The 13,296-nt window shown below is 67.9% G+C and carries 12 protein-coding genes; 6 read left to right on the top strand and 6 right to left on the bottom strand.

The annotated features are described in order from the left end of the window. Window positions 1-692 precede the first annotated feature (692 nt). Window positions 693-1,088, bottom strand: a complete 396-nt coding sequence (locus ACQR13_RS05265; RefSeq protein WP_315825904.1) for a GFA family protein — start codon at window positions 1,086-1,088, stop codon at window positions 693-695. A gap of 346 nt (window positions 1,089-1,434) precedes the next feature. On the opposite strand from ACQR13_RS05265, the gene ACQR13_RS05260 reads away from it, so the two are divergent. Further along, window positions 1,435-2,001 carry a hypothetical protein gene (locus ACQR13_RS05260; RefSeq protein ID WP_315752152.1) on the top strand — a complete coding sequence of 189 codons (567 nt, stop codon included), beginning with the start codon at window positions 1,435-1,437 and terminating at the stop codon, window positions 1,999-2,001. 59 nt (window positions 2,002-2,060) lie between these two features. Here ACQR13_RS05260 and ACQR13_RS05255 read toward each other — a convergent pair whose 3' ends face one another. From ACQR13_RS05255 to ACQR13_RS05235, 5 genes are read right to left on the bottom strand one after another with little or no spacing between them, the layout of a single operon-like run. Continuing rightward, window positions 2,061-5,234 (bottom strand): efflux RND transporter permease subunit, encoded by a 3,174-nt coding sequence (locus ACQR13_RS05255; RefSeq protein WP_315752153.1) that lies wholly within the window; start codon window positions 5,232-5,234, stop codon window positions 2,061-2,063. Next, window positions 5,227-6,210, bottom strand: coding sequence for a divalent metal ion exporter adaptor subunit IhpB (gene ihpB, locus ACQR13_RS05250; RefSeq protein ID WP_315713695.1), 984 nt, complete (start codon window positions 6,208-6,210; stop codon window positions 5,227-5,229). The genes ACQR13_RS05255 and ihpB overlap by 8 nt, the downstream gene beginning before the upstream one ends. Further along, complete coding sequence (ihpA, locus tag ACQR13_RS05245; protein WP_434862631.1) at window positions 6,207-7,475, bottom strand: divalent metal ion exporter subunit IhpA; 1,269 nt, start codon at window positions 7,473-7,475, stop codon at window positions 6,207-6,209. The genes ihpB and ihpA overlap by 4 nt, the downstream gene beginning before the upstream one ends. A 58-nt stretch (window positions 7,476-7,533) precedes the next feature. Continuing rightward, window positions 7,534-7,953, bottom strand: a complete 420-nt coding sequence (locus ACQR13_RS05240) for a hypothetical protein (protein ID WP_315713694.1) — start codon at window positions 7,951-7,953, stop codon at window positions 7,534-7,536. Between the two features lie 21 nt (window positions 7,954-7,974). Beyond that, window positions 7,975-8,562, bottom strand: coding sequence for a LysE family transporter (locus ACQR13_RS05235; protein ID WP_316167309.1), 588 nt, complete (start codon window positions 8,560-8,562; stop codon window positions 7,975-7,977). Window positions 8,563-8,844: 282 nt separating this feature from the next. On the opposite strand from ACQR13_RS05235, the gene ACQR13_RS05230 reads away from it, so the two are divergent. From ACQR13_RS05230 to ACQR13_RS05210, 5 genes are all read left to right on the top strand, one after another. Then, window positions 8,845-10,320 (top strand): amidase, encoded by a 1,476-nt coding sequence (locus tag ACQR13_RS05230; protein WP_316169576.1) that lies wholly within the window; start codon window positions 8,845-8,847, stop codon window positions 10,318-10,320. Between the two features lie 205 nt (window positions 10,321-10,525). Beyond that, a complete protein-coding gene (locus tag ACQR13_RS05225) occupies window positions 10,526-10,705 on the top strand; it encodes a DUF2256 domain-containing protein (protein WP_315713691.1) in 180 nt (59 codons plus the stop codon). Window positions 10,706-10,709: 4 nt separating this feature from the next. Next, entirely contained in the window at window positions 10,710-11,162 is a 453-nt protein-coding gene (locus tag ACQR13_RS05220; RefSeq protein ID WP_434862630.1) for a DUF3429 domain-containing protein, read from the top strand. Window positions 11,163-11,227: 65 nt separating this feature from the next. Then, window positions 11,228-11,977, top strand: a complete 750-nt coding sequence (locus ACQR13_RS05215) for an aspartate/glutamate racemase family protein (RefSeq protein WP_315713689.1) — start codon at window positions 11,228-11,230, stop codon at window positions 11,975-11,977. 216 nt (window positions 11,978-12,193) lie between these two features. Further along, window positions 12,194-13,279 carry an ABC transporter ATP-binding protein gene (locus ACQR13_RS05210; protein ID WP_434862629.1) on the top strand — a complete coding sequence of 362 codons (1,086 nt, stop codon included), beginning with the start codon at window positions 12,194-12,196 and terminating at the stop codon, window positions 13,277-13,279. Window positions 13,280-13,296: the final 17 nt, after the last annotated feature.

The raw sequence follows: 13,296 nt of genomic DNA, 5'->3' as shown, positions 1-13,296 counted from the left end.
TCGTGATCAACAATTTTGAGGCATATGGGATGTGCATATGGGGATGTGCGTCCTTAGCCTCGCGGCGCCCAGGCGTCCGAGTGATACAGTGGTCTCACCCTCTTCAAACGAGAGGGTGCAGGGAAGGCCGGACCTCGACTGAGGCCCGTGGCCCGCCTGCTCGAAAAACGCAGGCGGCAGGTACCACAGGTCCAGCCGGAACGATCCGGCCCTCCCTGCGCGATGGTTTTCACGGCTGCTTCGCGTTCTCCCCGGTGCGCCGGGCTTGTTGGTCACCGTCACCCACGCGGCGCTGTCAGCGCCGGCGCAGGCTTGATACCGGCATCGGGGTATCAGGACCACGCGGGGTATCAGGACCACGCGACTTGACCGTACGAGCCGGTGTTGTTCGTCGGCGCGAATGACCACGCTGCAAACCGGCCCGCCCATCACATCCCGCACTCCACGCTTCGTGACGACCGCGCAGCGCCCCTCGTCGATGAGGCGGGACAGCGACAAACAATCATGATTTTCCGAAATCGCCAAGCAGGATATTTTTTCTGCCGGGACTGGACAGCCCAAATCAGCCTGAACTTGCTCGTGAAATCGGATTCCGGACGCAGCGGCGGTCGGGCGGATATGAAGCCTCGACAGGCTTGTCCGATCTCGGCGTGAGGGGCATGAGTCGCCCGACGAGCGGCATTCTGATTGCGTCAGTCCTCGACGCGCAGCCCGTCACCATCAACGTACCAGTCGGCACGTGACGCCCAATGCACGTGTCGATCGGGAGCGGCGCCGAGCGGCTCGTCGAAGCTCCCGGCGGGAATGATCACCTCGCGGCCGCTGCGCGTCAGATGCGGCATCGGGCTGCCGCAAGTGCTGCAGAAGGCGGTGGCGAAGCTGCGCGCCTGCGGCAGGTCGAACCGTGTGACGTTCGCCTTGCCCCGCATCCAGCGCAGCGCCGACGCCTTGACGATGACCTCACAGGAGTGCGCCGTGCCGCTGGCCTTGCGACAGCGCGAGCAATGGCAATTGAGGAAGTTGTCGAACGGCCCATCGACCTCGAAGCCGACCCGGCCGCAGAGGCAACTGCCGCGGAACGTGGTCATGACGATCTCCTGTCGTGGTCTGGAACGGAATGCCCAAGAGCGCGGCACGCGTGGAGGATGTTACTTATCCTGATTGCATCTTTGTGGCTATTAGGACGACTGAAGGCCAGCCGCGGTCGCCGCGCTGTTAGTAGGTAGTCTGATCTTCCCAAGGCGGAACATTCATTTGTTGTGAGTCATCCTCGACGCCGAGAGTCAATCATTTCGAATGATTTGGAACCAGTCCGAGCGGGCAGCGCCGTCCCGCATTTGCATGGCTCGGGGGCGATTCGGTCACTTTGAGGACATGTTTGGACGTTGATTGGCGCGCGGCAGGGGGATTTCACAGTGTACAGGAGTCCTCCGAATGTACCGCGTTGTAATTGTCGTCGCCGCATTGCTGGCTCTCTCCGTTCAAGCCGAGGCCCGTCCTCGTCACAATCATCATCACTACTCGTACCGACACCATCACTCCTTCATGAACGCCATGGCCTCGATCCCCGGCGAGGGCCGCGTCGTCGGTGGCCGGCCGTCGGGATGCCCGCATGCCTTCTGCGGCTGCGAAGCGTCGCTCTACACGTTCGGCCGGGTCATTCCCGAGTTGAATCTCGCATCCAACTGGCGTCGCTTTCCACGCGCGGCTCCCGCACCGGGCATGGCGGCGGTCCGCTCCGGCCACGTCATGATCCTGCAGCAGCAGGTCGCCGGCAATGTCTGGTATGTGCATGACGGCAATTCCGGCGGTCACGTCACCCGCGAGCATCCGCGGTCGATCGCCGGCTACGCGATCGTGAACCCGAACGGCGGTTCCACGATGTTCGGCGCAGCGGCTCGTGTCACGCGCGAGGCCCGTGCGCCGAGATATCAGCGGTTCGCCCGCAATGCACGCTCCGACGGCTGGATGGCCAGCGCGGCGCCGATGGCCTTCAACTAGGTCCCGACGCCGTCGCGGGCGGGCGGCATGCAGCTATCAAGTCGGGAACTGCATGCCGCTTATGCCGACGCGGACCGCGCCTCGCGTCTGAACAGCACGTAGAGCGCCGGCAGCACCAGCAGCGTCAGCATCGTCGACGAGATGATGCCGCCGATGACGACGGTGGCGAGCGGGCGCTGGACCTCGGCGCCGGCGCCGGTCGCGATCGCCATCGGCACGAAGCCGAGCGAGGCGACCAGCGCCGTCATCAGCACCGGCCGCAATCGCGCCAGCGCGCCCTCCTCCACCGCGGCCCGCACCGAGCGTCCCTCCCGGCGTAGCCGTTCGATGAAAGCGATGATGACCAGGCCGTTGAGCACGGCGACGCCTGACAGCGCGATGAAGCCGACGCCGGCCGAGATCGACAGCGGCAGGCCGCGCAGCAGCAGCGCCGCGATGCCGCCGGTCAGCGCCAACGGCACGCCGGAGAACACCAGCGCGGCATCGGCGAACGAACCCATGCTCATGAACAGCAGCAGGAACACCAGCGCGAGCGCGATCGGCACCACGATCGTGAGACGCTTGGTTGCCGACACCAGTTGCTCGAACTGTCCGCCCCAGCCGATCCAATAGCCTGGCGGCAGCTTGACCTTCTCCGCGACGGCGGCCTGCGCCTCGGTCACGAACGAGCCGAGGTCGCGGGCGCGAACATTGGCTGACACGACGATCCGCCGCTTGCCGTTCTCGCGGCTGACCTGGTTCGGCCCCGGCGCCGAAGCCACGGCCGCGACCGACGACAGCGGCACGTAGCGCGGCTGTGCGGCCGAGGAGAAGGCGGTGCGCAGCGGCGCGGCATTCGCCTCCTCACCCGCCGGCAGTGGAATCGGGATCGCGCGGATCGCATCGAGATTGCCGCGCAGACGCTCGGGGAGGCGGACGACGATGTCGAAGCGGCGGTCGCCGTCGAACAGCTTTCCGGCCGCCTTGCCGCCGATCGCGATTTCGACCACGCTCTGCACCTCGGCCACGCTGAGGCCGTAGCGCGACAGCGCCTGGCGGTCGATCCTGACCGTCAGGATCGGCAGCCCCGCGACCTGCTCGGTCTTGACGTCGGTCGCGCCATTGACGCCGCGGATCGCGGCTTCGACCTGGCGCGCCGCGCCCTGCAGGATATCGAGATCGTCGCCAAAGATCTTGATACCGACGTCGCTGCGCACGCCGGAGATCAGCTCGTTGAAGCGCAACTGGATCGGCTGCGAGATCTCGTAGTTGCTGCCGGGGATCTCGTCGGCCGCCGCCTCGATCTCGGCGACGAGCTGCGCCTTCGGCTTCGCCGGGTCGGGCCACGCCTGGCGCGGCTTCAGCATGATGTAGCCGTCACCCTGCGACGGCGCCATCGGATCGGTCGCGACCTCGGCCGTGCCGATGCGGGTGAACACGTCCTTCACCTCCGGGATGCGTCGCAGCCGCGCGTCCAGCGCCTTCTGCAGGTCGACCGAGAGGGTGAGGCTCGTTCCGGGGATGCGCAGGGCCGCGAGCGCGACGTCGCCCTCGTCAAGGCTCGGAATGAACTCGCCGCCCATGCGCGTCGCGGCAAAGCCGCTCGCCGCGACGATCACCACGGCCAGGGCTACGACCATCAGGCGGTGCGCGATCACGCCGCGCAGCAGCGGCGCGTAGACCCGCCGCGCGCCGCGCATGATGAGGTTCTCCCGCTCGGATACCTTGCCGGTGACGAAGATCGCGACCGCTGCCGGCACGAAGGTGATCGAGAACAGCACGGCGGCACCGAGCGCCATCAGCACCGTCAGCGCCATCGGCGTGAACATCTTGCCCTCGACGCCGGTCAGCGTCAGCACCGGAAGATAGACCACGGCGATGATGCCGGTGCCGAACAGGCTCGGCCCGATCACCTCGCGCGCGCCGCTGATGATGGTCTGCAACCGCTCGGCGGTCGTGAGCAGTCCGCCCTTGCGATGCTGCGCCTGGGCCAGCAGCCGCAGGCAGTTCTCGACGATGATGACGGCGCCGTCGACGATGATGCCGAAATCGATCGCGCCGAGGCTCATCAGGTTGGCGCTCACCCTGCTCTCGACCATGCCGGTGATGGTCATCGCCATCGACAGCGGGATGATGCAGGCTGTGACCAGTGCGGCCCGGATGTTGCCGAGCAGGAGGAACAGCACGACGACGACCAGCGCGGCGCCTTCGAGCAGGTTCTTCTCCACGGTGCGGATCGTCGCTTCGACCAGATGGGTGCGGTCATAGAGCGTGCGCGTGACCACGCCCTCGGGCAGCGACTTCGCGATGTCGTCGAGCCGGGCGGCGACGCGGCGCGCAACGGCGCGACTGTTCTCGCCGATCAGGAGCATCGCCGTGCCCAGGATCGCCTCCTCGCCGTTGAGCGTCGCCGCCCCCGTGCGCAGGTCGCGCCCTTCGGTCACCTCGGCGACGTCTCCGATGCGCACCGGCGTGCCGCCGCGGGCGCCGATCACGATGTCCTTCAGCTCGGCGGCGCTGCCGACCTGGCCGGGCGCGCGCACCAGATATTGCTCGCCATTGCGCTCGATATAGCCGGCGCCGACATTGGCATTGTTGGACGCCAGCGCCGCGATCACGTCACGGAAGCTGATCTTGTAGGCCATCAGACGGCCGGGATCGGGCAGCACGTGGAATTGGCGCTCGAAGCCGCCGATCGTGTTCACCTCGATCACGCCCGGCACGCCGCGCAGTTGCGGTCGGATGATCCAGTCCTGGATGGTGCGCAGATCGGTCGGCGAGTAGTCGGTGCCATCAGGCGTCTTGGCGCCGGGCTTGGCTTCGACCGCATACATGAAGATCTCGCCGAGCCCGGTCGAGAGCGGTCCCATCGCGACCTCGACGCCCGGGGGCAGCTGATCCTTGATCTGCTGGATGCGCTCGTTGACGAGCTGGCGCGCGAAATAGATGTCGGTGCCGTCCTGGAACACGACGGTGACCTGGCTCAACCCATAGCGCGACAGCGAGCGCGTGTAGTCCAGCTTCGGCAGGCCGCCCATCGCGGTCTCGACCGGAAAGGTGATGCGCTGTTCGGTCTCGAGCGGCGAGTAGCCGGGCGCCTTGGTGTTGATCTGCACCTGCACGTTGGTGATATCGGGCACGGCGTCGATCGGCAGCCGGGTGAAATTCCAGGCGCCGAATCCGGCGGCGGCGAGCGCAACGATCAGCACCAGCCAGCGCTGGCGCACGGCAAATCCGAGGATCGCGTCAATCATGCTCGGCCTCCCCCTTGCCCATCTCCGCCTTCACCACAAAGCTGTTCTCGGCAACGTAGTGTTCGCCGGCGGCGAGGCCATCGCGGATTTCGACATAGGTCGGGTCGGACTCGCCGGTGACCACGGGGCGCGCCTCGATCTTGTCGCCCTCCTCGCGCACGAACACGACGGTCTTGTTCTCCAGGGTCTGGATCGCGCTCGCGCGGACCGCCACGGCGACGCTGCGCTTGGCGAGAACCAGCCGCGCGGTGACGAACAGGCCCGGGCGCAGCCGGCCGTCGGGATTGGCCAGCACGACGCGGGCAAGCGCGGTCTGCGTCTCGCTGGCGCCGACGGGGGCGATGTAGGACACGTGGCCGCGGATCGCGCCGCGTCCGTCATCTGGATCGATCAGCACCTCGTCGTCGAGGCGGACGCGCCGGAGATCCTGGCGATAAATCGACAGGTCGACCCAGATCGTGGAGAGATCCGCGACCACGAAGGCCGGCTTCTGCTCGGAGGCGTATTCGCCGAGCGAGATCTGGCGGTCGATGATGGTGCCGCCGATCGGCGCCTTGAGATCATACGAGGTCAGGCTCTGATTGCTCTCGATCGCGGCGAGCAGCTCGTCCTTGGCGACGGTGTCGCCGATGCGCTTTTTGATGGCACGGACGATGCCCGGAAAGCGCGGCGTCACCTGCACCAGCGCTTCCTGATTGGCGCGCAGCACGCCGTTGAACGCCAGCGTATCCGACAAGGTCGCAGGGCCGGCTTCGGCGAGCGCGACGCCGGCCGCGGCGAGCTTCACGTCGCTGATGCGGATGCGGTCGGCGCCATGCTCGTCCTGCTCGACATGGTCCTTCGGTGCCTTCTCGGCATGATCGGCATGGCCGACGGTTGCCTGGGCCTGCGGCTCCGCCTCGACCAGCAGGCGCGATGCGCCGGCGCCGGCGGCGGCCGCCAGGATGACAATGAGGATGACGGTGGATGGTCTCATCGCGCAGTCTCCCGTTCCAGGGTGAAGGGACGGCCGACCAGGCCTTCGATCGTCGCCACGGCGACATGGATGTTCTGCAGCGCCTCCTGCTCGCGCAGCCGCGCCTGCGCCACGCTCGCCTGTGCGTCCAGCACCTCGAGCAACGAGAAGCGGCCGGCGCTGTAGCCCTGCGCGATCTCGTCGGCGGCCTCCTGCGCCTTCGGAATTGCGATCTCGCGCAGCACGGACAATTCCCGCAGCGAGCCCTGCAGCGAGTCGTAGGCGCGGCCGGCGATCACCAGCAGCGCGTTGCGGTTGGCCTTGCGCTCGGCTTCGGTCTTGGCGAGGCTTTCCTGCGCCGAGAGGATATTGCCCTGGTTCTGGTCGAACACCGGGATCGGCACGGAGACGCTGAGCCTGACGGCGTCGTCCTGCGTGTCGTTGAAATGCCGCCAGCCGGCACCGATGCGGACGTCGGGGTACCGCTTCAGCCGCGCCAGCAGCAGCTCGGCATTGCGCTGCGCGTAGACCGCGGTCCAGCGGACGAGCTGCGGATTGGCATCGATCGCCGCGATCACGGTCTGGAACGCCGGCGGCTGGCCGGTCGCATCGAACCGACCGGTGACGGCCGGGAGCTTCGCCGAGCTGTCGCCGATCAGCACGGCGAGCTCGCGGCGTGCGCTCGAAAGCGTCGCCTTGACGCGCTCGCGATCGGCGCGCACCAGCGCCGAGGCGACCTCGGCGCGGCCGGTCTCCGCCGGCGACGACGCGCCCGCCTCGACGCGACGGCGCAGCAGCGGCGTCAGGCGATCGAGCGCTGCGACCTGATCGTCGAGGATCCGGATGCGCCGCTGCGTGGCGAGCACCGTCACGAAGGCGATCGCGGTCTCCGACAAAATCTCCAGCCGCACCGCCTGGCGCTGGATCTCGGCGACGCGCACACCGGCCTGGCCGGCGGCGATGCGGGCGTCGCGCTTGCCGAACCACTCGAACACCTGGCTGATCTGCAAGGTCGTCTCGGCCGATCGCGTGCCGCGATATTGACCCGAGCCGAATGAATTGTCCTGCTCGTAGGACAGCTCCGGATTGAGCAGCGCGCCGGCCTGGAGCCGCTGGCCGGAGGCGATGCCGATGTCGCGGTCGGCGGCGGATAGCCGTGGATTGGCGGCGAGGGCGCGCGACAGCGCCGCGCGGAGGGTCAGCGTCTGCGCCGCGGAGGCGTGCACGGACAGAGCGAGCAGGGCTGCGGCGCCGATGGCACGCGCAGCCATCCCGGGGAATGGCATGAGATGAACCTGTCTGGACGGGCAAGGATGGACGGCATCGGCCGTCCGGCACGTTGCGTCAGCTCAGGCGTTTTGGCGGCGGAGACTCGGACTCGGGGAGGACGCCTGCACTGAGCAGGGGAACGGCCCAGCCGGTTGCGGCGACGACCTCGGCCGGGACGGCGGCGAACTGCGGCTGCGGCACGGCCACCGAGAAGCAGCCATGGCAATGATGGTCGGCGATGCCGCGCTGATCGGTGTGGCCCGCTCGGTCGAGCAGCGACGCGATCTCCGGCTTGCCCGCGGAGGGATGGGCGACGTCGATGTCACAAGCGCCGTGCAGCGCGCCCGCGAGGACATAGGCGAGCATCAGGCAGGCAGCCACGATCCGGCGCAGCATGCGCGGACGGCTCGTGATGTCTCGTTTGCCAATGCTGCGCACCGCGCCCCCTGTTCGGCGAGCGGATAGCACGTGGCCGGCGCGGTTGTCGATCAGCAACAATGTAACAAGCGGAACCGCTCACGGCGCGCCAAGGGCGGGCGCCAGGATCACGCAGGCGAGCAGCGCCAGGGCCGCAGCGCTGCAGCGATAGCCGAGCCACGCCGGCACGACATGTCCGAGACCGCAGCGCAGCGTCGCGCCGAGCACGATCCAGGCTCCTCCGATCGTCGCGGTCGAGAGCCCGAGCACGACCAGGAACGGCCATAGGCTCGCCGCATCGCCTTCCGGCGGCAGCAAGGTGAAGGCGAAGATGATGGCCTTTGGATTGAACAGCGTCGTGATGAACACGCCGCGCAGGGTGACCGGCGCCGCATCGCTTGCGCCGCTGCTGCTGCCATGGCGCCAGAGCGCGGCCGCGAGGTGCAGCAGATAGAGGACGACCACGACACGGAGAGCATGTCCGACCAGCGGCGCGGTCGCAACGAGCGGACCGAGCGTGATGCGCAGCGTCGCGATCGCGAGCAGATAGCCGGCAAGCTCGGCGAGCAGCAGATGAACGGAGGCGCGCACGCCACGACTCGCACCGGCAGTGGCGAGCAGCGTGTTGGTTGGGCCGGGCGTGACGAGCAGCGCGGCGCCCGCCGCGCCGAAGGTCAGGATATCCATGACCGCATCAAGCACGCGCGCCATGCGCCGGCCTTGACGAGCGTCAACGTCCGGCGCCGCGGGCCGCAGTCCCGTTTTCCGGAACGGCTCGTATGTCGGCTTCATTGCGGACGATGGTCGGCCGCGCCGCATGATAGGATCGTATGGCAGCATGCAGGGCGATTGATTGACTTGGCTCTCGTGCAAACTAAGGTTCGCGGCGCCGGAAGTGGAACAGCGCCTGATCATCGCACCGTTCGGACGCGTAGCATCGATGGTCGGCGCGCAAGGATCGGAAGACAGATGACGTTGGCGATGAGCTGGGACGAGTGGGCCCGGCATGATGGCATGGCGCTGGCGGCGCGCGTTCGCAGCGGCGAGCTGACGGCGGCGGAGCTGGCGCGGCAGGCGGCTGAAGGCATTGCCCAGGTGGATCCCGCGCTATCGGGCGTGGTCGAAGTCTTCGCCGACGCCGTCGAAGATCCCATCAAGGCGGGCGCCAATGCCGACGGCGCCTTCGCCGGCCTGCCGTTCCTGATGAAGGATCTCGGGCCGACCATGGCCGGGCGCCTGCAGGAGCAGGGCTCGCTGTTCATGCGCGGCAACCGTCCCGCCGCCGACACGCACCTGACGGCGAAGATGCGCAAGGCCGGCCTCAACCTGATGGGCCGCACCACCACGCCGGAGTTCGGCGTCTGCAGCTCGGCCGAGAACCCGGCCGTCTATGTCACGCGCAATCCGTGGAATACCGACTACACGACCTGCGGCTCGTCGGCCGGCAGTGCCGCCATGGTCGCGGCGGGCGTGGTGCCGATCGCGCATGCCACCGATGGCGGCGGCTCGATCCGGATTCCCGCGGGCGTCAACGGCAATATCGGGCTGAAGGTCTCGCGCGGCGTGTTCTCGATCGCGCCGCATCTGTCGGATCTAAGCGGCCTGGTCTCGATCCAGGGCTGCCAGTCGCGCAGCGTGCGCGACACCGCGGCGTTCGTCGACCATTGCCGCGGCGGCGCGCCGGGCGAGTTCATGCCGTACTGGACCACGCCGGAGCCTTACGTCGAGCTGATCAAGCGCGATCCCGGCAAGCTCAGGATCGCGCTGTCGCATCAATGGGGCGACTATCGCGCCGCGCCGCACATCGCTTCAGAGCTGGCGCGTGTCGGCAAGTTCCTCGAGGGCCTCGGCCACCACGTCGACTACGCGCTGCCCGACCTGGATTATCGCGCCGCATTCGCGGCGCAGACCACCTGCTACATCTCCAACTTCGCGATCGTCATCAACAACCTGCTCGCGTCGCGCAAGCTCGAGCGGCCGCCGGCCGAGCTGATCGAGCCGATCAACATCCGCATCTGGGAGGCCGGCCGCGATACCAGCTTCGCCGAGCGCGCGGCGATGCAGGCGGTGTTCAACACCACCTCGCGCGCCTTCGGCGCCTTCTTCGAGGACTGGGACATCATCCTGACGCCGATCACGGCGCTGCCGACCCCGAAGATCGGCACCACCGAATATCTGACGATCAGCGACAATCCGGACGTGCTCGACTGGTTCGAGAATCTCTGGCGCAACTTCGCGTTCACGCCGCTCGCCAACCTCTGCGGCATTCCGGCGATCTCGCTGCCGCTCGCGACCAACGAGCACGGCCTGCCGCTCGGCATCCAGGCGATCGGCAAGCAGGCCGACGACGGCCTGCTGCTGCAGTTGGCCGCCCAGATCGAGCGCGCGATCGAGGGCAAGTGGAACGGCGGTACCACGCCCGCCGTCCACGTGACCAAAGCCTGAGCCGCAACCACGAGCGCCCCGCCGGCCACTGATCCGGCGGCGCCCATCGATCGTTGTTCAGCGTGGACGGTGCCGGCCGGAGCCGGCGCGTCGCACTGATCGGCGAGGGCGAACGTGACGGACGAGCGGACCGCGACGCGTTCCGGCAGGGAGGCGGCAGATGCCGCCCTGCCCCGGCGCGGCATGCGGGTCCCGTGGTGACGCCATGCCGAAGATGCGGCGCAAGGCCGACTTGCCGACCAGGATATGCGCTGCGTGCGGCCGCCCGTTTGCGTGGCGGCGCAAATGGGCACGCGACTGGAACGAGGTGAGATACTGCTCGGACCGCTGCCGATCCGACCGCGGCCGGACGCCCACTGCGATCGCCAGGAGCCGCGGAGGCTAGCGTCATGATGTCCGGCGTCCCCGCTCCGATGCGCATTCTCGGCCTCGCCGGGCTGATTCCGTTCGCGGGCCTCGCCGGATTGGTGATTGCAGGTGACGATCCGATCCGGCTGGCCGCGCTGCGCGCGCAGATCGGCTATGGCGCGGTCATCGTGAGCTTTCTCGGCGCGATCCATTGGGGCGTCGCCGTGCAGACGCCGGCGCTGGCAGTCTGGCCGCGCATGAGCTGGGGGGTGACGCCGTCCCTGCTCGGCTGGGTCGCGCTGTTGCTGCCGCCGCTGCCCGCGTTGGTGCTGCTCGAAGCCGCGCTGCTGACCGCGTTGGTCTACGATGAGTTCAGCTTCGGCGGCGACGATCGACGAGCCTGGTTCCTGAAGCTGCGGCGGCTGCTCAGCCTTGGTGCAATACTGTCTCTGCTCGCCACGCTGATAGGCATCGTGGTCAAGGGCGCGCTCTGACGGCCACCGTTGTGGACAATGCGGCAATCCCTCGGGCAAGCTCGCATATCCACTCGCGAGGCGCCATGAACATCCTGCTGCTCAATCCCAACATCCGCACCGACATCACCGACCTGATGCTGCAGGTCGGCCGGGAGGCTGCTGCGCCCGGCACCACCCTGATCCCCTGCACCGCGCCGCGCGGCGTGCCCTACATCGCCACCCGCGCCGAGGCGCAGATCGGCGGCGCCGTCGCACTGGAGATGCTGGCGGAGCGTCACGGCACCTTCGACGCTGCGATCATCGCCGCGTTCGGCGATCCCGGCCTGTTCGCGGCGCGCGAGCTGTTCGACGTGCCGGTGATCGGGCTTGCGGAGGCCGCGATGCTGACGGCCTGCATGGCCGGACGGCGCTTCGCGATCGTCACCTTCGCGCAGGCGCTCGGCCCCTGGTACGAGGAGTGCGTGCGCATGCACGGGCTGATGGAGCGCTGCGCCGGCATCCGCATGCTCGACGGCAGCTTCAAGCAGATCTCCGACGTGCAGCACGAGAAGGAGGAGCTGCTGGTCGAGCTGGCGCTGCGCGCGGTCGAGGAGAACGAGGCCGACGTCCTGATCTTCGCCGGCGCGCCGCTGTCCGGCCTCGCGGCCCGCGTCGCGCATCGTATCCCGGTGCCGGTGGTCGATCAGGTGATCGCGGCGGTGAAGCAGGCCGAAGCACTGCTCGCCTTGAAGATGCGCAAAGCCACCGCCGGCACCTTCCGCCGCCCCGCCGCGAAGCCGACGACGGGCTTGCCCGCGGCGCTGGCCGCACGGCTGGAGCATCGCGACGGTTAGCTGGACGGCACTGTTAGTGGGCTTGCTCGATCCGTGCCTCTCCCCGCAAGCGGGGCGAGGGAGCGCATCGCCGTCGGCGCACGCCCGTGCCTCCTAGCTGGAATGGCATCTTAATACTGGCGTACCTGTCACACCCTCTTTTGTACACAAGCAGCCGCCACTGCCTGAAAAGGCGGCACGCTTCTTGCTTTTTCAAACGAATAGAGCAGGAAGCCCATGGCCAGCGTATCGGAAGCCAAGTCGCTCGTTCTGGATCGGATCACGCACCGCTTCGCCAGCGGCACGATGGCCGTCTCCGACATCAATCTCGATGTGAAAGGCGGCGAGATCATCGCCCTGCTTGGGCCCTCGGGCTGCGGCAAGACCACGCTGCTTCGCATCATCGCCGGCTTCATCGGCCAGAGCGAGGGGCGCGTCATCATCGGCAACGACGTCGTCGACGCGCTGCCGCCCAACCGCCGCGCCGTCGGCATCGTGTTCCAGAACTACGCCCTGTTTCCGCATCTCTCGATCACCGAGAATGTCGGCTACGGCCTCGCCGCGCGCGGCGTCGACAAGGCGACCCGCAACAAGGAAGCGCAGCGGCTGCTCGACATGGTGCAGCTCGGCCCGTTCGGCGAGCGGCTGCCGCGGCAGTTGTCCGGCGGACAGCAGCAGCGCGTGGCGCTGGCGCGCGCACTGGCGATCAAGCCGTCGATCCTGCTGCTCGACGAGCCGTTCGCTGCGCTCGACAAGAATTTGCGGCTCGACATGCAGATCGAGGTCAAGCGGCTGCAGCGCATGGCGGGCACCACAACCTTGATCGTGACGCACGACCAGGAGGAGGCGCTGTCGATGGCCGACCGCGTCGCCGTGCTGAGCCATGGTCATTTCGAGCAGTTCGGCACGCCGTCCGAGATCTACGACCAACCGCAGACGCTGTTCGTGAACAGCTTCGTCGGCACGGCGAACAAGATGAAGGGGACCGTGATCGCGACCGACGCGGGCAGTGTCAAGGTTGGTCTGGAGGCCGGCGGCGAGATCATCGCGCGCGCACCGCATCCGGTCAGTGCCTCAGACAAGGTCACCGTCTGCCTGCGTCCCGAGCACCTCACCTTCGTCAGCGACGACACCGGCTTTGCGGGCGAGATCGGCATGGCGTTGCCGCTCGGCGCCACCGTCGTCCACGAGATCAAGGCCAAGGACGGATCCAGCATCAAGATCTCGCAGGCCCGCACCGGCGGCACGCCGCTGCGCGAGGCCGGCGCCCCGGTGCGGGTCGCACCGATCGCACCCGGCCTCGCCACCGTCTTCCCGCAATAGACCAACAGACACATCGG

This window comes from Bradyrhizobium sp. HKCCYLRH3059 (assembly GCF_051168035.1).
GTDB lineage: Bacteria > Pseudomonadota > Alphaproteobacteria > Rhizobiales > Xanthobacteraceae > Bradyrhizobium.
Note: the sequence above shows the minus strand (reverse complement) of the source record. Positions and strands in the feature narration are given on the sequence as shown.